This is a genomic window from Sphingomonas alba (assembly GCF_023516555.1).
Lineage (GTDB): Bacteria > Pseudomonadota > Alphaproteobacteria > Sphingomonadales > Sphingomonadaceae > Sphingomicrobium > Sphingomicrobium album.
On sequence record NZ_JAMGBD010000001.1, the window covers coordinates 967,708 to 990,830 of the forward strand.

The 23,123-nt window shown below is 64.2% G+C and carries 20 protein-coding genes; 5 read left to right on the plus strand and 15 right to left on the minus strand.

Going from position 1 to position 23,123, the window contains the following annotated elements; genetic code table 11:
- Positions 1-70 precede the first annotated feature (70 nt).
- Positions 71-784, plus strand: a complete 714-nt coding sequence (gene ctrA, locus LZ536_RS05160) for a response regulator transcription factor CtrA (RefSeq protein ID WP_249848561.1) — start codon at positions 71-73, stop codon at positions 782-784.
- 57 nt (positions 785-841) lie between these two features.
- On the opposite strand, the gene LZ536_RS05165 is transcribed toward ctrA, so the two are convergent.
- Both LZ536_RS05165 and LZ536_RS05170 read right to left on the minus strand, forming a co-directional pair.
- Positions 842-1,645 carry an arginyltransferase gene (locus tag LZ536_RS05165; protein ID WP_249847224.1) on the minus strand — a complete coding sequence of 268 codons (804 nt, stop codon included), beginning with the start codon at positions 1,643-1,645 and terminating at the stop codon, positions 842-844.
- Positions 1,646-1,774: 129 nt separating this feature from the next.
- Positions 1,775-3,004: a threonine ammonia-lyase gene (locus tag LZ536_RS05170; protein WP_249847225.1), complete on the minus strand. Its 1,230-nt coding sequence runs from the start codon at positions 3,002-3,004 to the stop codon at positions 1,775-1,777.
- Between the two features lie 54 nt (positions 3,005-3,058).
- Here LZ536_RS05170 and LZ536_RS05175 point away from each other — a divergent pair, with 54 nt between their 5' ends.
- Positions 3,059-4,711 (plus strand): amidohydrolase, encoded by a 1,653-nt coding sequence (locus LZ536_RS05175; protein ID WP_249847226.1) that lies wholly within the window; start codon positions 3,059-3,061, stop codon positions 4,709-4,711.
- Here the strand turns inward: LZ536_RS05175 and LZ536_RS05180 are convergent.
- The 5 genes from LZ536_RS05180 to LZ536_RS05200 are packed head-to-tail and all read right to left on the minus strand — an operon-like array spanning position 4,680 to position 12,219.
- Positions 4,680-6,665 (minus strand): protein-disulfide reductase DsbD family protein, encoded by a 1,986-nt coding sequence (locus tag LZ536_RS05180; RefSeq protein ID WP_249847227.1) that lies wholly within the window; start codon positions 6,663-6,665, stop codon positions 4,680-4,682. The genes LZ536_RS05175 and LZ536_RS05180 overlap by 32 nt on opposite strands.
- A gap of 28 nt (positions 6,666-6,693) precedes the next feature.
- Positions 6,694-9,300 (minus strand): methionine synthase, encoded by a 2,607-nt coding sequence (metH, locus tag LZ536_RS05185; protein ID WP_249847228.1) that lies wholly within the window; start codon positions 9,298-9,300, stop codon positions 6,694-6,696.
- Positions 9,297-10,346 (minus strand): homocysteine S-methyltransferase family protein, encoded by a 1,050-nt coding sequence (locus LZ536_RS05190; protein WP_249847229.1) that lies wholly within the window; start codon positions 10,344-10,346, stop codon positions 9,297-9,299. The genes metH and LZ536_RS05190 overlap by 4 nt, the downstream gene beginning before the upstream one ends.
- Positions 10,343-11,260 carry a methylenetetrahydrofolate reductase [NAD(P)H] gene (metF, locus tag LZ536_RS05195; RefSeq protein ID WP_249847230.1) on the minus strand — a complete coding sequence of 306 codons (918 nt, stop codon included), beginning with the start codon at positions 11,258-11,260 and terminating at the stop codon, positions 10,343-10,345. The genes LZ536_RS05190 and metF overlap by 4 nt, the downstream gene beginning before the upstream one ends.
- On the minus strand, positions 11,260-12,219 hold the full coding sequence (locus LZ536_RS05200; RefSeq protein WP_249847231.1) for an ArsR/SmtB family transcription factor: 960 nt from the start codon (positions 12,217-12,219) through the stop codon (positions 11,260-11,262). The genes metF and LZ536_RS05200 overlap by 1 nt, the downstream gene beginning before the upstream one ends.
- A gap of 197 nt (positions 12,220-12,416) precedes the next feature.
- On the opposite strand from LZ536_RS05200, the gene LZ536_RS05205 reads away from it, so the two are divergent.
- Complete coding sequence (locus LZ536_RS05205) at positions 12,417-12,668, plus strand: circumsporozoite protein (protein ID WP_249847232.1); 252 nt, start codon at positions 12,417-12,419, stop codon at positions 12,666-12,668.
- A 95-nt stretch (positions 12,669-12,763) separates the two neighbouring features.
- The gene (locus LZ536_RS13035) at positions 12,764-12,898 is read left to right on the plus strand and encodes a hypothetical protein (protein ID WP_283938387.1); all 135 of its coding nucleotides are present in this window, start codon (positions 12,764-12,766) and stop codon (positions 12,896-12,898) included.
- Here LZ536_RS13035 and LZ536_RS05210 read toward each other — a convergent pair whose 3' ends face one another.
- From LZ536_RS05210 to LZ536_RS05225, 4 genes are all read right to left on the minus strand, one after another.
- Positions 12,899-13,621, minus strand: a complete 723-nt coding sequence (locus tag LZ536_RS05210; protein ID WP_249847233.1) for a glutaminyl-peptide cyclotransferase — start codon at positions 13,619-13,621, stop codon at positions 12,899-12,901. It lies immediately after the preceding gene.
- 219 nt (positions 13,622-13,840) lie between these two features.
- A complete protein-coding gene (gene groL, locus LZ536_RS05215; RefSeq protein ID WP_249847234.1) occupies positions 13,841-15,481 on the minus strand; it encodes a chaperonin GroEL in 1,641 nt (546 codons plus the stop codon).
- A gap of 82 nt (positions 15,482-15,563) precedes the next feature.
- A complete protein-coding gene (groES, locus tag LZ536_RS05220; RefSeq protein WP_249847235.1) occupies positions 15,564-15,851 on the minus strand; it encodes a co-chaperone GroES in 288 nt (95 codons plus the stop codon).
- Between the two features lie 97 nt (positions 15,852-15,948).
- Complete coding sequence (locus LZ536_RS05225; RefSeq protein WP_249847236.1) at positions 15,949-17,361, minus strand: MATE family efflux transporter; 1,413 nt, start codon at positions 17,359-17,361, stop codon at positions 15,949-15,951.
- A gap of 116 nt (positions 17,362-17,477) precedes the next feature.
- On the opposite strand from LZ536_RS05225, the gene sppA reads away from it, so the two are divergent.
- Complete coding sequence (sppA, locus tag LZ536_RS05230; RefSeq protein ID WP_249847237.1) at positions 17,478-19,340, plus strand: signal peptide peptidase SppA; 1,863 nt, start codon at positions 17,478-17,480, stop codon at positions 19,338-19,340.
- Here sppA and LZ536_RS05235 read toward each other — a convergent pair.
- From LZ536_RS05235 to lpdA, 4 genes are all read right to left on the minus strand, one after another.
- Entirely contained in the window at positions 19,329-19,733 is a 405-nt protein-coding gene (locus LZ536_RS05235) for a hypothetical protein (RefSeq protein WP_249847238.1), read from the minus strand. The genes sppA and LZ536_RS05235 overlap by 12 nt on opposite strands.
- A complete protein-coding gene (locus tag LZ536_RS05240; protein WP_249847239.1) occupies positions 19,733-20,413 on the minus strand; it encodes a PepSY domain-containing protein in 681 nt (226 codons plus the stop codon). Before LZ536_RS05240 ends, LZ536_RS05235 begins: the two co-directional genes overlap by 1 nt.
- A gap of 44 nt (positions 20,414-20,457) precedes the next feature.
- A complete protein-coding gene (locus LZ536_RS05245) occupies positions 20,458-21,573 on the minus strand; it encodes a phosphatase PAP2 family protein (protein ID WP_249847240.1) in 1,116 nt (371 codons plus the stop codon).
- Positions 21,574-21,659: 86 nt separating this feature from the next.
- Positions 21,660-23,051, minus strand: coding sequence for a dihydrolipoyl dehydrogenase (gene lpdA, locus LZ536_RS05250; protein ID WP_249847241.1), 1,392 nt, complete (start codon positions 23,049-23,051; stop codon positions 21,660-21,662).
- Positions 23,052-23,123 lie beyond the last annotated feature (72 nt).

Sequence of the window (23,123 nt, forward strand, 5' to 3'; positions counted from 1 at the left end):
GGTTAATGAACGCTTCAAGGCCGTTAAGAGCTCGTAACGCTTCTTAATGCCGAGAAACGGGGGAATGAACATGCGGGTTCTGCTGATCGAGGACGAGGCGACCATCGCCAAGAGCATCGAGCTGATGCTCTCCACCGAGGGTTTCAACGTCTACACCACCGACCTGGGCGAAGAGGGCTTGGACCTCGGAAAGCTCTACGATTACGACATCATCCTCCTGGACCTGAACCTGCCGGATATGCACGGCTATGACGTGCTGAAAAAGCTTCGCACCGCGAAGGTCGGTACGCCGGTCCTGATCCTGTCCGGTTTGAACGAGATGGATTCCAAGGTCCGTGCGCTGGGCTTCGGTGCCGACGATTATGTCACCAAGCCGTTCCACCGTGACGAGCTGGTCGCCCGCATTCATGCGATCGTGCGCCGCTCGAAGGGGCATTCGCAATCGGTCATCCGCACCGGCAAGCTGGCCGTCAATCTCGACGCCAAGACGGTCGAGGTCGATGGCGCCCGCGTGCACCTGACCGGCAAGGAATATGCGATGCTGGAGCTGCTTTCGCTCCGCAAGGGCACGACGCTGACCAAGGAAATGTTCCTGAACCATCTTTACGGCGGCATGGACGAGCCCGAACTCAAGATTATCGACGTCTTCATCTGCAAGCTGCGCAAGAAACTCTCGCTGGCTTGCGGTGGCGACAATTACATCGAGACCGTCTGGGGCCGCGGCTATGTGCTGCGCGATGCCGAGGGCGATACGGTGAGTGAGCCGCAGGCGGCTGTAGCGTAAGTCCAGTACTTCGAGTGGGGGTGTGACGGCGGGGCGGAAACGCTCCGCCGTTTTCCTTTAGGCGTCGACCAGCGTCCGTTCCGGCCGGATCCTGAAAGGCAGCGACTGTTCCGTCACCGGCTCTTCCGGTTCACCCAAACGACGCCAGCCATCGCGGCCAAGGCGCTCGAGAGGCCGGAAGCTGGTTTTGTAAGCCATGCGATCCGAGCCTTCGACCCAATAGCCGAGATAAACATGCGGCAAGCCGGCACGGGCGGCGCGAATGATATGATCGAGGATGATGTAGGTCCCCAGCCCCTTGCGGGCGCCTGGCCCCACATCGAAGAAACTGTAGATCATGCTGAGCCCATCCGACTGCTGGTCGGAGAGGCAAGCGCCGATCAACTTGCCCGGACGGCCATCAACCGACGGTTCGCGATATTCGACGACATAGGTGCGGACCGGGGTCTGCTCGACCATGTCGGCAAAATCATGCTCATCCATGTCAGCCATGCCGCCGCCGGGATGGCGCACCGCCAGATATTTGCGGAGCAGCGCATATTGCTCCTCGGTCGTCCAGGGCCGGCATGCCGAAACCTCGATATCCGAATGCTTGCGGATGAGCTTGCGCTGCGTGGCGCTGGGCATAAACTCGTCGGCCAGCACCCGGACCGAGACGCAGGCCGAGCAATCGATGCAGCTGGGACGATAGGCGACCGACTGGCTGCGGCGGAAGCCGATACGGCCAAGAGCCTCGTTCAGTTCGCTGGAGTTGCGGCCATTGAGCTCAGTGAAGACCTTCCGCTCCACCTTGCCCGGCAAATAGGGGCACGGTGACGGATTGGTCACGAAGAACTTGGGAAAGCGAAATGGTGCGCTCACCCGCCCGGCCTCCAATAGTTACTCAACCCTTTATGAGACCGGTAAACGCGAAAGGAAAGATTTGGGTCACCCAAAAGAAGGTTAAAGTGAAGGACTGTCCCGCCAAAGGACAGGTTTGGGCGATTTTGGCTAGTCGAGCTCGGCCCGGTCGACCTGGAAGCCTGCATCCTCGAGCCGCTTCACCAATGTATCGATGGCCCGTGAGTCGCGCGCTTCGCATTCGACCTCAATGACCGTGTCCTTGGCCGGCAGGCGCGTGAAGATGCGATGGTGCTCGACCTCGATGATATTGACACCGCACTCATGAAATTTGGCGGTGATGGCGGCCAAGGCTCCCGGCTGGTCATGGGCGGCGATTTTCAGGCGGGCGATACGGCCGCAGCGGACGAGCTCACGAACCAGTACATTGGCCAACAAATGGGTGTCGATGTTGCCGCCGCAGAGAATGGTGCCGACGGTGCGGCCCCGAAACCGCTCGGGTTCGGCGAGGATGGCCGCGAGGCCCGCTGCGCCCGCCCCTTCGACAACGCTCTTTTCCAGGCTGACGAGCAAGGCGACCGCATGCTCGATGTCGCGCTCGGCAACAAGGTCGATCCGATCGACCTTGTCCTTGATGATGGCGCGGGTGAGCTCGCCGGGCTCCTTGACGGCGATGCCCTCGGCCAAAGTGTCGCCGCCAATCTTGCCGGCCGTCCCTTCGACGACATTCTTCATCGACGGATAGAGCTCGGCCTCGACGCCGATGACCTCGATACGGGGATTAATCGACTTGGCGGCAATCGCCGTTCCCGAAATCAAGCCGCCACCGCCGATCGGCACTACCAAAGTGTCGAGCGTCGGCACTTCAGCCAGCATTTCCAATGCACAGGTGCCGGCGCCGGCAATGATCTGCCCGTCGTCGAACGGGTGGACGAACACAAAGCCGTTCTCGGCCTCCAACTCGCGGGCGTAAGCATAAGCGTCGTCGAACATGGCGCCATGCAGGACAACGCGGGCGCCATGACTCTCTGTCTGGGTTACTTTCACGGTTGGCGTCGCCTTGGGCATGACGATGGTGACCGGAATGCCGAGCCGCCTGCCATGATAGGCGACGGCCTGGGCGTGATTACCGGCCGAGGCCGCGATAACGCCGCGCTTCCGCTCCTCGTCGGTCAACTGCAGCAACTTGTTGAGCGCACCCCGCTCCTTGTAGGCAGAGGTGAACTGTAAGTTCTCGAACTTCAGCCAAATGTCCGCCTCAACCATCTCCGAGAGCACCCGGCTGTGCAGCATAGGTGTCTTGACGACTGCGCCGTCGATGCGTGTCGCGGCGGCGCGGATGTCATCGATGGTCGGGCGAGTGCTGGTCGGGGCGTCCATGGCGGCATCGCCTAAACCTTCCGCACCGGCCAAACAATGCTATGCCGCGCGGCCATGAAGATGCATTTCCTGGCGCTTGGCGCCCTGCTCGCGTCCACCGCGGCCTCGGCCGACATCCTGATCAGCAACGTCAACGGCATCCAGGCCGATGCCAATGGCAATGTTGAGCACTTCACCGGCATCCTGATCGGCAATGATGGGAAGGTGAAACGGCTGCTGCACGGCGAAATGCTGAAGCTGCGCGACACGGATGTGGTGGACGGCCGCGGCCAGACCGTCATGCCCGGCCTGATCGACGCTCATGGCCACTTCATGGAGCTCGGCTACGCGGCTCTGCAGCTCGACCTCACCGGAACTTCCTCGCTCGCTGACCTGCAGGGGCGGCTGAAGGCCTATGCCGCCGCCAATCCGCAGGCGCGCTGGATCGTCGGGCGCGGCTGGAACCAGGAATTGTGGCCGGTGAAGAATTTCCCGACTGCCGCCGATCTCGACGCGGTGGTCAGCGACCGCCCGGTTGTTTTGCGCCGGGTCGACGGCCACGCCCTTGTCGCCAACAGCACGGCCATGCGCGCCGCGGGCGTCAGCGCATCAACGCCCGCGCCAGCCGGCGGGCGGGTCGAGAACGGCTTGTTCGTCGACAATGCGATGGATCTGATCGAGCCCAAAATTCCACAGGCCACGGACGCGGAAGCCGATGCTGCCGCGGCCAAAGCCCAGGAAATCATGCTCGGCTTCGGCCTGACCGCTGCGGGCGACATGGGCACCGACCCGAGTGGCTGGGCCGCGATGAACCGGGCCGGCGAGGCGGGACGCCTGAACGTCCGGATTATGTCTTATTCGTTCGGCCTAGACACATTGAAGGCGATCGCGCTCAGCGCGCCGACGGACTGGAAGTACGGGGATCGCCTGCACATGGGAGGCGTTAAATTCTACGCCGACGGCGCTCTCGGTTCGCGCGGAGCGTGGTTGAAGCAGCCCTATTCGGACAAGCCCGACACGCACGGCCTGAAGTTTCACAGTGATGCGGAAATGCGCGACATCACCGGCAAGGCGGCGGCCATGGGCTTCCAGGTCGCGACGCACGCCATCGGAGATGCAGCCAACGCACAAGCGATCGCCGACTATGAGGGCCTGTCGCGGCAATATGGCACGGACAGACGCTGGCGGATCGAGCATGCGCAGGTCGTCGATCCGATCGACATCCCGCGCATAGCCAAGGCCGGAATCATCGCGTCGATGCAGCCAACCCATCAGACCAGCGACCGGCTGATGGCCGAAAAACGCCTCGGCCCCGACCGGCTTGCCGGCGCCTACGCCTGGACGACGATCCTGAATTCCGGTGCAAAGCTGGCCTTCGGCTCCGACTTTCCGGTCGAAAGCCCCAACCCGTTCCCCGGTATCAGCGCGGCGATCAGCCGGCAGGACCTAAACGGTCAGCCGCCCGGCGGCTGGCGGCCCCAGGAGAGTGTATCGCTTGGCCGCGCCCTCCACGGCTTCTCGCGCGGTGCGGCCTATGCGGGGTTCGCGGAGGATCGGATCGGCAGCCTTGATCCTGGCATGTGGGCCGACTTCATCTTCGTTGACCGCGATCCGACCAAAGTTGATCCGCAGTCGCTTGGCCATACCCAGGTCCTGGAGACTTGGGTCGCTGGCAAGAAGGTCTGGGCGAAGTCGTCTAAGGGCGCCGGCGCCGAGCGCGGTCTATAAGCAAAGACGGCGTCAGCACTTGAGGGAGTTCTTCAACATGCCCTGACGGCTCGTACCAAAGATAAAGTGGCACGCCGGCGCGACCTCGGCTTTCGAGGAAGCGTGTGATCGCGGGGTCGCCGTTCGTCCAGTCGCCCGCAACGACCTTGACCCCTACCTGCTTGAAGACATCGCGTACGGCGTCGCGATCGATCGCCCCCGCCTCATTGGCCTTGCAAGACAGGCACCAGTCGGCCGTGAAATAGACGAAGACGGGCTTCCCTTGGGCGAGATAGGACGCCACCTTCGCTTCGCTCCAGGTTTCGGCCCCAGCGACGGGGCGCGCGGAAACCGCGGAGTGTGCGGGCAGCTTTTCCGTCGCCAGAACGGCGAGCACGGCGGACAGCCCCAACGTAGCGAAGCCAAAACTCAGGCCCCTCCGTTGCAACCTGCCGAAGACAAAGAGCAATGCGGTGAGCGCGATGACGGAAACAATTGCAACTGCCAGTGCTGGATAGCCGCCGATGCGCCAGAGCAACCAGGCGCAGCCTGCAGCCGTGAGCGCCATCGGGATTGCGAGGACCCGCTGGAGCGTGGCCATCCATGGACCCGGCTTGGGCAGCTTGCGGCGAAAGGCTGGAACGAACGCCACTACCAGGAACGGCAGCGCCAGGCCGAACCCCAAGGCCGCGAAAACCAGAATCGATCCTTGGAGCGGCAGGAGCAATGCCGTGCCTAATGCCGCGCCCAGGAACGGGCCGGCGCATGGGGTGGCGACGAACGCCGCCAACGCACCGGTAGCGAAGCTGCCTGCCGGGCGAGCGCTGCCGCCAAGCACGGGCAGCTCGAAGACCCTCAGGAGGTTGAGTGTGATCGCCGTCACCAACAGCAACAAGACAAGGATGGTGCGCGGGTCCTGAAGCTGGAACGCCCAGCCCGCAGCGCTGCCACCCGCGCGGATTGCGAGCAGGAGGCCGCCCAGCGCGCCGGTGCCGATGATCGCGCCTGCGGTGTAGGCGAGCGCGTCGCGACGGGCCTCGCGCTCATCGCCGCCGGCCCGCGCCAGGTGCGAGGCCTTCAGCGCCAAAATCGGAAAGACACAGGGCATCAGGTTGAGCAGAAGGCCGCCCGCAAGTGCGCCTAGCACCGCCCACCACATGGCATTAACATCAAACCCGCCAACCTCTGTGCCGCCGGTCGGCACAGCGCCGGGAATGGCCTTGAATTCGAAGCCCTGGGCGTCGCCCAGCGCCACCACGCCCGCAAAAGTCGCGGGTTCACCACGTTTGCGCTTCAACTCCGCAACCAGCGTATCGCCGGTCCGCCGGAAGCTCTGGGGGGCGGCATAATCAACGGGGCCGTTGTCGAGCGGGAAGAGATAGGACTTCCCGACCGCGACGCTGGCCGGAAGCGGGATCGCCACACTCAGCATGTCGCCGCTGAGCGCGAAACGCGCCTGCGCTGCAAGCGGCCTCGGCAATTGCTGCCGCCATTGATCGAACCGCGCCTGGTCGGTCGCCGGGCCATCGGCGACCGGAACGTCCAGCGAAAAGCTGCCGTGCTCCGGGACGCAAACTTCGTCTGTGCAGGCCAGCCATTGTGCATTGGCGCTGATGGGCAGCGAACCACTGGCGTTCGCCGGTACCTTCAACCTGACCAGCACCGCATAATCGTGCTCGTAAACATAGTTCATCAGGCCGGCGATCGTCAGCCTGTCGGGCACCGGGTAGCGCAGTGGTCCGACGCTTGCTCCAGGAGGCAGCTGCCATTCCACTTTCATCGGCAGGCCGGCGTCGCCGGGGTTCTGCCAATAGCCGTGCCAACCCTTTTGGGTGTGCATGACGATGGCGAGGTCGACCTCGCCGTCGGGCTTTGCCGGGCCTTCGGCGACCAGTTCGGGCTGGATGGCATTGACGCGATCCTGCGCAGTGGCGGGAGCCGCAAGAAGCAACAATAGGAACAGGAACCGGATCATGGGCCGCTGGCTAAGCGAGATGCCGAGCTTAGTCGAGATTGGGCCTGAGCCAGCGGGTCGCGGTCTCGATATCGACGCCGCGCCGTTCGGCATAATCGGCGAGCTGGTCCTGTCCGATCTTGGCGACCCCGAAATACTGGCTGTCGCGATGACCGAAGTAGAAGCCGGAGACCGCCGAGGCCGGCAGCATGGCGAAATTGTCGGTGAGGGTAACTCCTGCCGGATCTTCGCCGAGCAACGGAAACAGCAGTGGTTTCAAACTATGGTCCGGGCAGGCCGGATAGCCCGGGGCGGGGCGGATGCCGCTGTAGGATTCCCGGATCAGATCCTGGTTGGAAAGCTGCTCGGTCGCGGCATAGCCCCAGAGATTCTCGCGGACATGCTGGTGAAGGCGCTCGGCAAAGGCTTCGGCAAGGCGGTCGGCCAGCGCCTTGAGCAAAATGTCAGAATAATCGTCGTTGTTTGCGCGGAAACGGTCGAGGTGCGGCTGGATTCCGTGAATTCCGACCGCGAAACCGCCAATCCAGTCTTCGCCGTCCGGATCGATGAAATCGGCGAGGCACATGTTGGCGCGCCCTTCCCGCTTCTTTATCTGCTGGCGGAGGAAGGGGATGCGGACCTCTTCATTGCCGGCAAGCACCCAGACGTCATCGCCGTCGCGGCGGCAGCGCCACAGGCCGACCGTGCCGCGCGGCTGCAGCCAATGCTCGACGATGATGCGGTTCAGCATCTCCTGCGCGTCTTCGAAAAGGTTGCGGGCGCTTTCGCCGACGACTGGATCGTCAAGGATCGCCGGATAGGTGCCGGCGAGTTCCCAGGCGCGGAAGAAGGGCGTCCAGTCGATGTTCGAGCGCAGATCGCGAAGCGGCCATTCGCCGAACTGGTGAATGCCGGGCTTTAGCGGCGGCGGCGCCTTGCCTTCGGGATCGTAGGCGAACCCATTGGCCCGAGCATCGGCGATGGTTGCCAAATCCTTGTCGCCGCGGCCGGCACGAGACTGACGCAGTGCCTCGTAGTCTGCGGCGGTGCCGTCGATCAGCTCGGCGCGTTGCGGTCCGCTGCTGACCAGAGCGGATGCGACGCCGACGGCGCGACTGGCATCGAGTACGTGGATGACCGGGCCCGAATAGGCTGGAGCAATCCTGAGCGCCGTATGGGCGCGGCTCGTGGTCGCGCCGCCGATCAGCAGCGGCAGGTTCATGCCCGCCCGCTCCATCTCGCCCGCCACGGTGACCATTTCGTCCAGCGACGGCGTGATGAGCCCCGAGAGCCCGATAATGTCCGCATTATTGTCGTTCGCGGACTGGAGGATCTCCGTCCACGGCGTCATGACGCCGAGGTCGACGACTTCGTAGCCATTACACTGCAGCACGACGCCGACGATGTTCTTGCCGATGTCGTGGACGTCGCCCTTCACCGTCGCCATCACGATCCTGCCCTTGCCCTTGGCGCTTTCGTCCTTTTCGGCCTCGATGAAGGGCAAGAGATGGGCGACCGCGCGTTTCATGACGCGAGCCGACTTCACCACCTGTGGCAGGAACATCTTGCCGGAGCCGAACAGGTCGCCGACGACGTTCATGCCGTCCATCAGAGGGCCTTCGATGACGTGGATCGGGCGCTCGGCGGCCTGCCGCGCCTCTTCCGTGTCCTCGACGATATGGGCGTCAATGCCCTTAACGAGGGCGTGGGCGAGCCGCTGGGCAACCGGCCACGCGCGCCACTCGGCTTCCTTCTTTTCGGTCGCCGGGTCGACGTGCTTGAAGCGCTCGGCGATCGTGATCAGCCGCTCGGTTGCATCGTCGCGGCGGTCGAGGATCACGTCCTCGCAGGCGTCGCGAAGCTCAGGGTCGATCTGGTCGTAGACGTCCAATTGCCCGGCGTTGACGATGCCCATGTCCATTCCCGCCGGAATGGCGTGGTAGAGGAAGACGCTGTGCATCGCCCGGCGCACGGGCTCGTTGCCGCGGAACGAGAAACTGAGGTTCGAGAGGCCGCCCGAGATGTGGACGCCGGGGCAAGTTGCGCGAATTTCGCGGGCCGCGTCGATGAAGTCCAATGCGTAGCGGCGGTGCTCGTCGATACCGGTGGCGACGGCGAAAACGTTAGGATCGAAGATGATGTCCTCGGCCGGAAAACCGTTGGATGTCAGCAGCTTGTAGGCGCGCTGGCAGATTTCGACCTTGCGGGCGGCGCTGTCGGCCTGGCCGGTCTCGTCGAACGCCATGACGACGACGGCGGCGCCATAGGCACGAACGGTACTGGCCTGTTCGAGGAACGCTTCCTCACCTTCCTTGAGGCTGATCGAATTGACGATCGGCTTGCCGGAAACGCACTTGAGACCCGCTTCGATGACGCTCCACTTGGAGCTGTCGATCATGACGGGCACGCGGGCGATGTCGGGTTCGGCGGCAATGCGCTTCAGGAAGATGGTCATCGCCTGGACGCCGTCCAGCAAGGCCTCGTCCATGTTGACGTCGACGATCTGGGCGCCCGCTTCGACCTGCTGCCGGGCGACTTCCACGGCCGCGTCATAGTCGCCGGCGAGGACCAGCTTCTTGAATTTGGCGGAGCCGGTGACGTTGGTCCGCTCACCGATATTGACGAAACGCGCGCCGGCGCTGGCGAAATCACTCACGCGGCGAGCACCATCGGTTCGAGGCCGGCAAGCAAAGTATGGCCGTTGGTGTGCGGAATGGCGCGCGGCGAGGCGCCCGCTACGACCTTCGCGATGGCAGCGATATGCTCCGGCGTCGTGCCGCAACAGCCGCCGACGACGTTGACGAGGCCATCATCCAGCCACTCGCGCACCTGGGCGGCGGTCTCCTCGGCAGCTTCGTCATATTCGCCGAGCTCGTTGGGCAGGCCGGCATTGGGATAGGCCATGACAAGGGTGTCCGCTTGCGCCGACAAAGCCGCAAGGTGGGGACGCAGTTGCTGGGCGCCGAAGGAGCAGTTGAGGCCGATGGTCAGCGGCCTTGCGTGGCGGACGCTGGCCCAGAAGGCTTCGACCGTATGGCCGGAGAGATTGCGACCGGAGAGGTCGGTCAGGGTCATGGAAATCATGATCGGCAACTCGCGACCCAAGGCCCGCTCCGCCTCCAGCGCAGCCATGATTGCCGCCTTGGCGTTCAAGGTGTCGAAGATCGTCTCGATAAGGACGAGGTCGATACCGCCTTCGACCAGCGCGTCGATCTGCTCGCGGTAGACCGCCTTTACCGTGTCGAAATCGACTTCGCGGAAGGCGGGGTCATTGACGTTGGGCGACAGCGAGAGCGTCTTGTTGGTCGGCCCGAGGGCGCCCGCGACCCAACGCGGCCTGCCGTCCTTTGCCGCCCAGCGATCGGCAACGGTGCGGGTGATGCGCGCCGCTGCCCGGTTGATGTCGTCGACATAGGCCTCGGCGCCATAATCGGCCTGGCTGATGGCGTTGGCGTTAAAGGTGTTGGTGGCGAGGACGTCGGCGCCGGCGGCGGCGAAGCGCTCGCAAATGTCTTCGATCACGCCCGGGCAGGTGAGATTGAGCAGGTCGTTATTGCCGCGCTGGTCGCGGCTGAGGCCGAGATCACCGCCGTAGGTGCAGCCGTCGAGCTTTTCGGCCTGGATGAGCGTGCCGTAGGCGCCGTCCTTGACCAGGATGCGCTTGGCGGCTTCAGAACGGAACGAGGCGGCGGGCGTGCTCATGCCGCCGCCTTCGCCCGGACGCCGAGCAGGTGGCAGATGGCGTAAGCCAGCTCGGCCCGATTCAGGGTATAGAAGTGGAAGTGACGGACGCCGCCCGCATAGAGCTGCCCGCACAGCTCGGCGGCGACGGTGGCGGCGACCAATTGGCGCGCGGCAGGACGCTCATCGAGGCCTTCAAAGGCGTGATCTAGCCAGTCGGGGATCGACGCGCCGCACTGGGCCGCGAACTTGCGCGCCTGGGCCACGTTGGTGACCGGCAGGATGCCGGGGACTATCTCGACATCGAGGCCCGACGCCGCGACGCGGTCGCGGAAGTCGAAGAAGCATTCCGCCGAGAAGAAGAATTGGGTGATGGCCCGGTCGGCGCCGGCATCGACCTTCCGTTTCAGATGATCGAGGTCGGCCTGGCTGCTCGCTGCCTCCGGATGGCATTCCGGGTAGCAGGCGACGCTGAGATCGAAGGGTGCGACCTTCTTCAGGCCGGCCACGAGCTCGGCGGCATCGCGATAGCCGTCGGGATGGGCTTCGAACCTGGTGCCGGTTTCGGGCGGATCGCCGCGCAAGGCGACGATGTTGCGGACGCCGAGATCCCAATAGTCCCTGGCGATGGCATCAACCTCGTCGCGGCTGGAGCCGACGCAAGTCAGATGCGCCGCCGGAGTGAGGTCAGTCTCCTTGAGGATCCGCTCAACGGTGGCGTGAGTGCGCTCACGGGTGGAGCCGCCAGCGCCGTAAGTCACCGAGACGAACCGAGGACCCAAGGGCTCCAGCGTCTTGATCGCCTCCCACAGGGTGTCGGCCATCTTTTCGGACTTTGGCGGGAAGAATTCGAAGCTGACTTCGATATCGCCCCGCGCTTCCGCAAACAGCGGCACGCAATCGGGATGCGGAGGAATTTTCGGGGCACTGGCCATTACGCGGCTTTCCGTTCGGCAAGCGCGGTCTTGACGCCGCGCCAAAGGGCGACGGTCAATTCGCCGCCGGGAAGATGTTCGGTCATATCGGGCTCGAGACCGGCGCCGGCGAACCAGCCGGCCATGGCGTCGTCGGTGAAACCGAGGCGCAGGTGCGCGTCGCGAATCCGGAGGTCCTCGCGCTCATGAGCGGCGAAATCGATGACGAGCAGCCTGCCGCCCTCGCGCAGGACGCGCGCAGCTTCAGCAAGCGCGGCAGCCGGATTCTGGGCGTAATGCAACACCTGGTGGATGACGACGCTGTCGGCGCTGCTGTCGGGCAGCGGCAAAGCGTACATGTCCGCCTGTCGCAGGCTGGACGAAATGCCGGCTGCTTCCAGCTTGACGCGGGCGAGGCGCAGCATTTCCGAGCTCTTGTCGACGCCGGTCGCCTGCGCCGCCTTGGGACCGAGCAACTCGATCATCCGGCCAGTGCCGGTGCCGATATCCACGAGGCGACCGACGGGCTGGTCCGACAGCGCTTTCTGGATGGCCTTTTCGACCATGCTTTCGGCGACATGGAGCGAGCGGATCGAATCCCAGACCTCGGCATGGGCGGAGAAATAGCGGTTGGCAGCGTCGGCGCGATCGGCGCGGACAGCAGCGAGGCGCGCGGCGTCGGCATTCAGGACATTGCGGCTCGCCGAGTCCAGCCATTGGTCGATGAGGTCGAAAACCGCCTGGGTCCGCGCTTCGACCGTCAGGGCGAGGAAGACCCAGCTGCCTTCCTTGTGGCGATCGAGGAGGCCAGCGTCGCCGAGGATTTTGACGTGACGGGAAACGCGGGGCTGGCTCTGGCCGAGCACCTGCGCGAGCTCGCCAACCGACAATTCCATAGTCCGCAGCAACGCCAGGATGCGGACCCGCGAGGGGTCGGCAAGCGCCTGGAAAAGTTCGGCGATCGGCAGGTTTGCGGTCACGTCATAAGGATATAAAGAAATCTTTATATGCGTCAATCAACAGTCACGCCGCCGAAACGAAATTTTCAGTGCGATGCGGAATCCCGATTGCGCGACGCAAAAAGCCTATTTACACCCCGTCGCTGGCCTGACCGAATTTTGCGGCAGGCCGAGCCCAGTTGCCACAGAAGTGGCAAAGTTGAAGGAATGGAACGATCATGAAGAAGGTTGCACTGACCGTTGCGGTCCTGACGCTCGGCCTGGCCGCGTGCCAGCCCAAGGCCGAAGACAACAACACCGTCGCCGACAACACTGCCGACGTCGCCGCCAACACTGCCGATGTCGCCGCCAATGCGGCCGACAACGCGCTCGACGCGGCCGGCAATGCGGTCGAGAACGCCGGCAACGCCGTTGACAACGCATCGAATGCGGTCGCCAACGCTGCCGACAACACGACGAACGCGCACTAAGCCGTTCGCTCTCTTTAGAGAGCACGCAAGGAGGGCCGCACGGGAAACCGGGCGGCCCTTTCTTGTTATTCGCCCGAGGTGGTACTTCGGGCCAGATGAAGAAAATCTGGTTCGCGATTGCCCTCGTGCTTGCCGGCTGCGGCGAGAAGCGGCCCCCTGCCCCCACCGCCGAGCAGAACGATCAGCTCAACGAGGCGGAGAACATGCTGAACGAGGAAGCGGGGAAGTAGTCAGGCGCAGGCCTTGAGCTTGATCTCGAAGAGTTTCGGCCAGTTCTTTCCCGTGACGAACAGGCGGCGGCCTTTGGCGTCCCAGGCGATGCCGTTGAGGACGCTGTCGATGCCGGTGGCGCCTGCGGTCTCGCGGAGGCCCTTCAAGTCGACGACATGGCGGATCGCGCCTGTGGCGGAATCGATGCGGACGATGAAGTCGGTCATCCAAACATTGGCCCAGATTTCGCCGTTGATGGCTTCCAGCTCGTTGACGCGGGCGAGCAGCTTGCCCTGGTAGGTGACCTGCACGCTGCCCGTCTGGGTCATGGTTGCGGGATCGTAAAAGCGCAAAGTCGGCGAGCCGTCGCTCGCCACGATGCGCTGGCCGAGCATGGTCATGCCCCAGCCTTCGGCAGAAAAGCGGAAGGTGCCGAGCGGCTTAAGGTCGCTGAGCCGCCAGCGATGGCCGATACCATCCTTCCAGGTCAGCGAGATCAGCTGGTTCTTCCAGATGACAATGCCCTCGCCGAACTGGTTTCCGGGATATTTGGATTGGGCGATGGCCTTGCCGGTGGCGAGGTTGATACGGGCGACCTTGGAGCGCCCCTCCATGCCGGTGCCTTCGTAGAGGTGGCCGTTGTGGAAGAGGAGCCCCTCGGTGAAGGAGCTGGGGTCGTGCGGATAGCTATGCACGATTTCATAGCCGCAGACGGGGACGGCAGGCTGGTCGGGGACAAACACAGGCGGTGGCTAGGGCAGCGGCGATGAACGGGCAATGGCGCAAAAGAAAGGGCCGGAGGATTACTCCGCCGGCCCTTCCATTTCTGTCTGGCGAAGCCGGCGCGGAGTGAATCCGCGCCGTCGGTCCTGTCCGCTTTGCGGCAGGCCGTCCGGCCTTCGACGAGTCCGGAGCCAGCTAGCTCACCTGTCGGTTCGCGTCGCTCGCTCCGGCCGTCTCGGCTAGAAATCCATGCCGCCCATTCCGCCCATGCCACCGCCCATCGGCATGGCCGGCTTGTCCTCGGGGACTTCCGACACCGCCGCTTCGGTGGTGATGAGCAGGCCGGCGACGGACGCCGCGTCCTGGAGGGCGGTGCGGACGACCTTGGTCGGGTCGATCACGCCGGCCTGGACCAGGTTCTCGTAGGTGTCGGTGGCGGCGTTGAAGCCACGGGTCTCGTCGCCTTCGCGCAGCAGGTTGCCGGCCACGACCGCACCGTCGACGCCCGCATTCTGAGCGATCTGGCGAAGCGGGGCTTCGATCGCCTTGCGAACGATGTCGACGCCGCGCGTCTGGTCGTCATTGCTGCCCTTGAGGCCGTCGAGCGCCTTGATCGCATAGAGCAGGGCCGTGCCGCCGCCCGGGACGATGCCTTCCTCGACCGCGGCGCGGGTCGCGTGGAGAGCGTCGTCGACGCGGTCCTTGCGCTCCTTCACCTCGACCTCGGTGGCGCCGCCGACCTTGATCACGGCAACGCCGCCGGCGAGCTTGGCGAGACGCTCCTGGAGCTTCTCGCGGTCGTAGTCGCTGGTGGTGTTGTCGATCTGCTGGCGGATCGCGGCCGTACGGCCCTCGATCTGCTCATGCGTGCCGGCGCCGTCGACGATGGTGGTGTTGTCCTTGTCGATGACGACCTTCTTGGCGGTGCCGAGCATCGCCGTCGTGACGTTCTCGAGCTTGATGCCGAGATCCTCCGAGATCATCTCGCCGCCCGTCAGGATGGCGATGTCCTCGAGCATCGCCTTGCGGCGATCGCCGAAGCCCGGCGCCTTGACGGCGGCGACCTTGAGGCCACCGCGCAGCTTGTTGACGACCAGGGTCGCCAGCGCTTCGCCTTCGATGTCCTCGGCGATGATCAGCAGCGGACGGCCCGACTGGACGACCGCTTCCAGGATCGGGAGCATCGCCTGCAGGTTGCTGAGCTTCTTCTCGTGGATGAGGATGAACGGCTCGTTCAATTCGACCTGCATCTTCTCCGGGTTGGTGATGAAGTAGGGCGAAAGGTAGCCGCGGTCGAACTGCATGCCTTCGACGACGTCGAGCTCGAACTCGAGGCCCTTGGCTTCCTCGACGGTGATGACGCCTTCCTTGCCGACCTTTTCCATGGCCTCGGCGATCTTCTCGCCGACTTCCTTGTCACCATTGGCCGAGATGATGCCGACCTGGGCGATTTCGGAAGAACCGGAAACCGGCTTCGAGCGGCCCTTGAGGTCTTCGACGACCTTGGAAACGGCAAGGTCGACGCCGCGCTTCAGGTCCATCGGGTTCATGCCGGCCGCAACCGACTTCATGCCCTCACGGACGATCGCCTGAGCGAGAACCGTGGCGGTGGTGGTGCCGTCCCCGGCGATGTCGTTGGTCTTCGAAGCGACTTCGCGGACCATCTGCGCGCCCATGTTCTCGAACTTGTCCTTAAGCTCGATTTCCTTGGCGACGGTGACGCCGTCCTTGGTGATGCGCGGAGCGCCGAAGCTCTTGTCGATGACGACGTTGCGGCCCTTGGGGCCCAAAGTCACCTTGACCGCATCGGCGAGGATGTCGACGCCGCGCAGGATGCGCTCACGCGCGTCGCGGCTGAATTTCACGTCCTTGGCTGCCATCTGGCTACCCTTTCAGTTTCTTAAGTTCGCTAAAGTCTCAAAAGTCTTGGGATGAGGCGCCATTTTCGCGCCCCTCCGAAAGTCAGCCGACGATCCCGAGGATGTCGCTTTCCTTCATGATGATCAGGTCTTCACCGTCGATCTTCACCTCGGTGCCCGACCATTTGCCGAACAGGATGCGGTCACCGGCCTTGACGTCGAGCGGCGAAACCTTGCCCTCTTCGCTCTTGGCACCGGCGCCGACGGCGACGACTTCGCCTTCCTGCGGCTTTTCCTTGGCGCTGTCGGGAATGATGATCCCGCCCGCGGACTTCTCTTCGGCCTCGACCCGGCGGACGAGGACGCGATCATGAAGCGGCCTGAAACCCATATTGCTTTGCCCCTTGCTAAAGGTTGCGTTGAACATTTGCGCTGGCACTCAGACTCAGAGAGTGCCAACTCGCGGGGCGCATATGGGTCGCGGGCTCCTACACGTCAACCGGTGCCCGTCGCGGAATTAAATCGAGCCGTCCGCGGCGGCTCCAGCGCCAGAGCATCAGCACCGCGACGGCAGCCAGGCCGCCGGCCAGGCCGGTCCAGACGCCAACGCCCTGCCAGCCGCCCCAGAAGGCCAGTGCCGCGCCGCCACCGAGGCCAACGACCCAATAGCCGAAGGCGGCATAGTACATTGGCACCCTTGTATCCTGGAGACCGCGGAGCATGGCGGCGCCGACCACCTGGGCACCGTCGGCCAACTGGAAAATGGCGGCGATGAAAAGAAACTTGACCGCGAGGTCGAGGACCGGCGCGTTCTCCGGTTTCGCCGCATCGAGGAATATTGACGCGAGATCGCGCGGGAACAGCCAGATGGCGAGCGCCGCGACCGACATGAACCCCATGGCCATGACGAGGCTGGCAGACCCCGCGCGGCTGACCCAAGACGGATCCTTTGCACCAAAAGCGAGGCCGACGCGGATCGTGGTCGCCTGACTGATGCCAAGGGGGACCATGAAAGTGATCGCGGCAATCTGCAGGGCGATGGCATGTGCGGCGACCGACGTCTCGCTGATCAGGCCCATCAGATAGACGGCGGCGCTGAATACCGTCACCTCAAAGGCCAAGGTGAACGCGATGGGGACGCCGACGCGGATGATGGTCGCCAGCCGTTCCCAGTCGGGCTTGAACAGGCGGCCGAAGACGTGAAACCGGCTCGTCTTCGGGTGGATGAGCACGATCCCAATGAGGACGAACATCATCAGATAGGACGTAATGCTGCTGGCGATGCCGGCACCGACCAGCCCCAGCCGCGGCAGGCCCCAGTGACCGAAGATCAAGCCCCAATCCAAAGCGGCATTGATGAAGATGCCCGCGACGATGACCGCAAGCGCGATCCCGGCATTGCCGAGCGCCGCGACAAAGTTGCGCAGCGCGACGATGATCAGCGCCGGCAGGAGCGCCCATTGCAGTGCGCGCATGAACTCGCCGCTGTGCCGGGCGAGCTGCGGGTCCTGGCCAAGGGCCAGCAAGACCGCTTCGGTGTGCCAGAGGATCAACCAGGCGGGGATTGCGAACAGCACGGCGGCCCAGATTGCCATGCGGACCGTGCGCCTCACTTCGCGGACCGAGTGCTTGCGGGCGCCAAGTTCGGCCGCGATCAGCGGGGCGGCGGCGGTGATGAGGCCCGTGCCGGTGAACAACAACACGCTGTAAAGGTTCACCGCCAGCGCGGACGCCGCCAATTGCGGCGCTCCCAGCCAGCCGACCATGACGACGTCGGTCGAATAGATGGCGGTCTGGGCGAGGTTGGCGAGAACGAGCGGCAGCGCGAGCTGGAAAGTCTCGCGAAGCTCGTCACGCCATCGCGGCGGCGCGTCTGGAAATGGGTGGTCGTCGCGCTGCATCGTGTCGAGCGCCTAGCAGGATAGGCCGGGCCGTCCAGCCGCTCCCCGTCGAAAATCATTGGTGGCGCCCCTATCTGTCCGCTAGCCAGTGGGCGAACAGATAGAGGGTCGTGTGCATGCGCTTCGTGGGTGCAATCTGGAAATTGCTGGTCGGCATCAAGGACGCGCTTGTCCTGGTGTTCATGCTGATCTTCTTCAGCCTGCTCTACATGGGCCTGAAGTCGAGCCCGAACAGAGTCGGCGAAGGCGTCCTGGTCATGGACCTTCGCGGCACGATCACGGAGCAGCCGTCGGCGCCGAGCACCAGCGAACTATTGGCCGGAACACAACGCCTGCAGGAATATAGCCGCGGCGAACTGGTCGAAGCGCTCGACAATGCCAAGGACGACGACCGGGTGAAGGCCGTTGCCCTAGACCTCGACGGCTTCCTCGGCGGCGGCCAGGTGGCCATCAGCGACGTGGGCGCGGCGATCGACCGGGTCCGCAAGTCGGGCAAGAAGGTCGTCGCCTACGCCGCCGGCTATTCCGACGACGGATATCAGCTGGCGTCCCACGCCTCGGAAATCTGGCTTCACCCGCTTGGCGCGGTCGCGGTCGCCGGACCGGGCGGGCAGCACCTCTATTACAAGGGGCTGATGGATAAGCTTGGCATTACGGCCAACGTTTACCGGGTCGGAACATACAAGGCGGCGGTGGAGCCCTACACGCGCAGCGACATGTCCCCCGAAGCGCGGGAAAACAACCAGGCGCTGGCCGGCGCATTGCTCGAAACCTGGCGCGAAGACGTGCTGAAGGCGCGCCCGGCGGCAGGGATCGATACCTACCTGAAGGACCCGGGCGCGGTGCTCGACAGCGCGGGCGGCGACCTCGGCAAGGCGGCGCTGGCGGCGAAGCTGGTCGACAAGCTGGGCGAACGCCGCTCGTTCGAGGCACGGCTGGCAGAACTCGGCGGCCGCGACGACAGGAAGGTGGGCGGCTTCAAGTCTATCGGCCTCGACGATTACATCGGCGATGTCGTCGAGAGTAACCCGAAGGGCCCGATCGGCGTCGTCACCGTCGCCGGCGAAATCGTCGACGGCAAGGCGAAGCTCGGCACCGCTGGCGGCGACAGCATCGCTTCGGCCATCGAAAAGGGCCTGCGCGAAGACAATCTGAAAGCACTGGTGGTCCGCGTCGATTCCCCGGGCGGTTCGGTGCTGGCGTCCGAGCGCATCCGCCAGGCCTTGCTGGGCGCCAAGGCTCGCAAGATCCCGGTCGTCGTATCGATGGGCAGCGTTGCCGCATCGGGCGGTTATTGGGTCTCGACGGCGGGCGATTACGTTTACGCGGAGCCTTCGACCATTACCGGATCGATCGGCGTGTTCGGCATCCTGCCGAGCTTCCAGGGCACTTTGGCCAAGCTCGGCCTCGGCGCCGACGGCGTGAAGACGACGCCGTTATCGGGCGAGCCCGACGTCTTCCACGGCCCGAGCCCGGAAGCCGGCAAGCTGATCCAGGCCGGGGTCGACGGTGTTTATCGCAACTTCCTAGGCATCGTCGCCGAGGCCCGGCACAAGAGCCCGGCCGACATCGACCGCATCGCCCAGGGCCGCGTCTGGGACGGCGGTTCGGCCCGCCAACTCGGCCTGGTCGATGGCTTCGGCGGGATGGACGAAGCGATCGCCAAGGCCGCGGAGCTGGCGCATCTCGGCAAGGAGCGCGGCGTCCGCTACCTGGAGCGGCCCAAGAGCTTCACCGAGGAAATCATGGCGGCGCTGGCCGGCGAAGAGGATGCAGGCACGCAGCCGACCGACGCACTGGCGACCTTGGCCCCTGCCCCGCAGTGGCAGCTGGAAGCGGCATTGGCGGAACTGAAGTCGATCCTCAGCGGTCCGTCGATACAGGCGCGGTGTCTCGACTGCGCGCCGGTGGCGCCGGTCGCGGCGAGAGCGAAGGACGCGGGTTTCGTGCAGGCCGTTTTGGGGTGGCTAGCGAGCTAAAGTGAAACGACGTACCGCCTTTTCGGCCGGCGTCGTTACCTCATAGCCATCGCCGAGCATTCGCCACTTGGTGTCGATGGGTTGCGGCGGTGAGCCCGGGCCGGCGCGCATCGAGCCGGTGAAGCTGATCACTTTGTCGGCAACGGTGGCGCTGCCGCCGCCGACGCCCCCCAATGAGTTCACATAAGTGAACACAATCGATTTGCCGTCGAAGCTGTAGATGGTCTCGCCTTCGTAGACCGACTTGCCGTCGTGGGTGACGACGTGGACGTCGCGGACGTGGGCCCCCTTCCACATGTCGGTGAAGCAATGGGTGTCGACGTCCTGCGGCGCCAGCTGGGTCTGCCAGCAGTGGCCGAGCAAAGTGGCGAAGATTGCGAGGGCCGGCTCCATCACTGCTCGGCCTTCCGCCGGCGGATGGTCATGGGCAGGAGGATCAAAGCCAGGATCACCGTCGTCACGGAAATCAGGGCGAAGGTGATAATCCAGGGGTTGTGCGTGTCCTCGCGGCCGGCCGGATCCATGATGTGCAGGCCCCACATGAAATCGTAGAAGCGCCACCAGCGGGTGCGTTTGGCAATGATCTCGCCCGACGCATCGACATAGAAATGCGCCCCATCGGACATGGTGATGAGCCAGGCCTTTACCGGCTTGCGAAGTTCGAGCGGCGGGCGGTCCGGATCGACGCGCGCAACAGAGAGCGCATGGGCCTTGCCGGTGTAGCGTTTCATGAACTCCAGCAGCGCAAGCGGCCCCGAAACGTCGGAATAGAAAGCGCCCGTCGCCGGATTGGCGAGACGGGTGCTGCCGTCGGCCAAGGTGACGACCCAGATGGGGCCGCCGACGCGCTGCTGGAGTGACAGCGACTTGAAAGGGATGCCTTCAAGAGCAGGCGGCACCGGCGGAGCGGCGAGGCGGATGGGGGCCTGCGGGCGGATCAAGGCCTCGCCGCGCACTTCCTCGATCGGCTTCAAGACCATCACCACGCCGGAGACGGTCCAGAAGAGCATGGGGATGGCAACGAGCCAGCCGAGCCAAATGTGCCAGCGGCGCAGGCGCCTACGATTGATCATGAGCTACTGAGCCTCCCGGTGCGGGAAGGTTTAACGGGCCTTGGCTAGATTGCCACCGGCTCCGGCTCGAAATCGGGCAATTCGGGCTCTGGCGCCTTTTCGCCGCGCAACCGGAGTGCCTGGGTATAGCCGACACGGTCGAGGTAGCGGCCGGCGGCGTACCAGATGCCGGCGATCATCAGGCCCGAAGCGATGCCGTCGATTGCGTAATGCCAGCCGAGGTGGATCGAGCCGATCCAGATAAGCGCGGCGAAGGTCCAGGCGGCGATGCGGATGGGCTTTGCCATGCGGGCAGTCGTCAAAGCGTAGAGGATGGCGATCGCATTGTGCATCGACGGCATGGCCGAGATGCCCATGGCGAAACCGGCCTGGTGCGCGGCATGGTGCCGCCAGAGGACGCCCTGCCAATAATAAGCGTTGAGGAGGTGGCCACCCTCGTGGATCTCCTTCAGCCGGGCCATGAGCGGTGCGAATTCAGGCGCCGATACGGCGCCGATCTGCTGGGCAAAGCACGGGCCTGCCGAGGCGAAGACATAGCCGCCGACGACGCCGATCAGCATCCAGGCGGCGGCGAAGGACAGGAAGAAGCGGGCACGCTCGTAGCGCGGCGCCAGCGCGGCATAAGCGACGACCGCCGCGTACAGCGCCATCACCCAATAGGTGTAGCTCTTGTCGATCATCTTGGTGAGGAACGGGCTGCCGAAGACAGCGTGGGTGAACTGCCAGGGCTGGTAGCCGAGGAAGAGAAATTTGTCCGCGGCGGCAAGACGATCGTCCCAGCTGAAGTCGCGGAAGACCGGCATCAGCATCTTCAATGTGCCGAACGAGGCCATCAGGATCGGAACCAGAAGGACCGGGATGACGCCGGCGAGGATGAGGGCGGGAGAGCGGATATGGCCTGTGACCAGGGCCCAAAGGCCTCGGAACGGGTTCCACGTCTTCAGCCACAAGGCGCGCAGCACGAAGAGGCCGCCTGCCAGCCAGAGCGCGTAGCGGGCGTTCTGGAAGACCGCGAGGAAGTAGAGATAGAAGATCCGATAGGGCGGCAGGCCGGCGCGATGGCTGAACCAGCCGGCGACGACGAGCGCGAGCAGGGTCATCGCGCCAAGCGCGGCAAGCCATCGATATTCTTCGCTTTCGCGACGCCAGTCGAGCGTCATGGACGCGTCCCCACCCCTAGAGTGTCAGATTTATGACAGCGAAGGGGCGCTCGCTAGCGAGAAAAATTCACGCGTCAATCGGCATCTTAGATGTGAATAGGCTTTCCAGCCACCGCCATCGCCGCTTCCTTGATCGCTTCCGAATGGGTCGGATGGGCGTGGCAGGTATAGGCGATGTCCTCACTGGTAGCGCCGAATTCCATGGCCTGAGCGGCCTGTGCGATCATGGTCCCGGCGACGGACGCGATGCACCAGACACCTAGCACACGATCGGTCTTGGCGTCGGCAATGACTTTCACGAAGCCGTCAGGCTCATGGTTGGTCTTGGCGCGCGAATTGGCGAGCATCGGGAACTTGCCGACCTTGACCTCGCCCTTCTCCTTCGCCTGCTCCTCGGTCAGGCCGACACCGGCGATTTCGGGCCATGTGTAGACTACCGAGGGAATAACGTCGTGGTTCACGATGCCGGTGAGCCCCGCGATATTCTCGGCGACGGCAATGCCTTCGTCCTCCGCCTTGTGGGCAAGCATGGGGCCGGGGATGACGTCGCCTATCGCCCAGACGCCTGCCGCCTTGGTGCGGAAGTCGTGGTCGGTCTCGATCTGGCCGCGCTGGTTCAATTGAAGGCCGATCTTGTCGAGACCGAGGCCTTCGGTGTTCGGCCGGCGGCCGATGGATACGAGGACGCAATCGGCCTCAAGCGTTTCGGCCGCGCCGCCCTTGGCGGGCTCCATCGTCAGGGTCGCCTTGCCGCCGTTGACGTCGACCTTGGTGACCTTGGTGCCGAGCTTGAACTCGAAGCCCTGCTTCTTGAGGATCTTGTTCGATTCCTTGCGGACCTCGCCGTCGAAGCCGGGCAGGATCTGGTCGAGGAATTCGACGCAGGTGACTTTGGCGCCGAGCCGCCGCCAGACCGAGCCGAGCTCCAGCCCGATGACGCCGCCGCCGATCACGACCATGTGCTCGGGCACTCTGGGGAGCTCCAGCGCGCCTGTGGAATCGACGACGACTTTCTGGTCGATCTCGACGCCCGGGAGCGGGGTGACCGACGAACCGGTAGCGATGACGATATTCTTGGCGGTGACGGTCCGGTCGCCGACCTTGACGGTATTGGGACCAGTGAAGGTGCCGAGACCTTTAAGCCATTCGACCTTGTTCTTCTTGAACAGGAACTCGATGCCGCCGGTCAATTGCTTGACCGCGTCCTTGCGCTGGCCGTGCATGGTGTCGAGGTCGAGTTCCGGCGTGACCTTGATGCCGAGCTTGGCGAAGGCGCCGTTGGCGGCGGCGTCATAATATTCCGACGCGTGCAGCATCGCCTTCGACGGGATGCAGCCAACATTGAGGCAGGTGCCGCCAAGCGTTTCGCGGCTTTCGGCACAGGCGGTCTTCAAGCCAAGCTGCGCGGCGCGGATGGCGGCGACGTAGCCGCCGGGGCCGGCGCCAATCACCAGGACGTCGAAATCAAAATCAGCCATTTAAACCTTCTAGAATAATGAATTGATCAACACACCCATCAGAGCGATCAGTGTTAACCCACCGACGTAAAT

Coding starts and splice junctions, on each gene's coding strand:
- sppA (WP_249847237.1), top strand. CDS start 17,478: ATGCGCTTCGTGGGTGCAATCTGGAAATTGCTGGTCGGCATCAAGGAC.
- LZ536_RS05225 (WP_249847236.1), bottom strand. CDS start 17,361: ATGCAGCGCGACGACCACCCATTTCCAGACGCGCCGCCGCGATGGCGT.
- LZ536_RS05235 (WP_249847238.1), bottom strand. CDS start 19,733: ATGGAGCCGGCCCTCGCAATCTTCGCCACTTTGCTCGGCCACTGCTGG.
- LZ536_RS05245 (WP_249847240.1), bottom strand. CDS start 21,573: ATGACGCTCGACTGGCGTCGCGAAAGCGAAGAATATCGATGGCTTGCC.
- LZ536_RS05190 (WP_249847229.1), bottom strand. CDS start 10,346: ATGAGCACGCCCGCCGCCTCGTTCCGTTCTGAAGCCGCCAAGCGCATC.
- groL (WP_249847234.1), bottom strand. CDS start 15,481: ATGGCAGCCAAGGACGTGAAATTCAGCCGCGACGCGCGTGAGCGCATC.
- LZ536_RS05170 (WP_249847225.1), bottom strand. CDS start 3,004: ATGGACGCCCCGACCAGCACTCGCCCGACCATCGATGACATCCGCGCC.
- LZ536_RS05205 (WP_249847232.1), top strand. CDS start 12,417: ATGAAGAAGGTTGCACTGACCGTTGCGGTCCTGACGCTCGGCCTGGCC.
- LZ536_RS05240 (WP_249847239.1), bottom strand. CDS start 20,413: ATGATCAATCGTAGGCGCCTGCGCCGCTGGCACATTTGGCTCGGCTGG.
- lpdA (WP_249847241.1), bottom strand. CDS start 23,051: ATGGCTGATTTTGATTTCGACGTCCTGGTGATTGGCGCCGGCCCCGGC.
- ctrA (WP_249848561.1), top strand. CDS start 71: ATGCGGGTTCTGCTGATCGAGGACGAGGCGACCATCGCCAAGAGCATC.
- LZ536_RS13035 (WP_283938387.1), top strand. CDS start 12,764: ATGAAGAAAATCTGGTTCGCGATTGCCCTCGTGCTTGCCGGCTGCGGC.
- metF (WP_249847230.1), bottom strand. CDS start 11,260: ATGGCCAGTGCCCCGAAAATTCCTCCGCATCCCGATTGCGTGCCGCTG.
- LZ536_RS05180 (WP_249847227.1), bottom strand. CDS start 6,665: ATGATCCGGTTCCTGTTCCTATTGTTGCTTCTTGCGGCTCCCGCCACT.
- LZ536_RS05175 (WP_249847226.1), top strand. CDS start 3,059: ATGAAGATGCATTTCCTGGCGCTTGGCGCCCTGCTCGCGTCCACCGCG.
- groES (WP_249847235.1), bottom strand. CDS start 15,851: ATGGGTTTCAGGCCGCTTCATGATCGCGTCCTCGTCCGCCGGGTCGAG.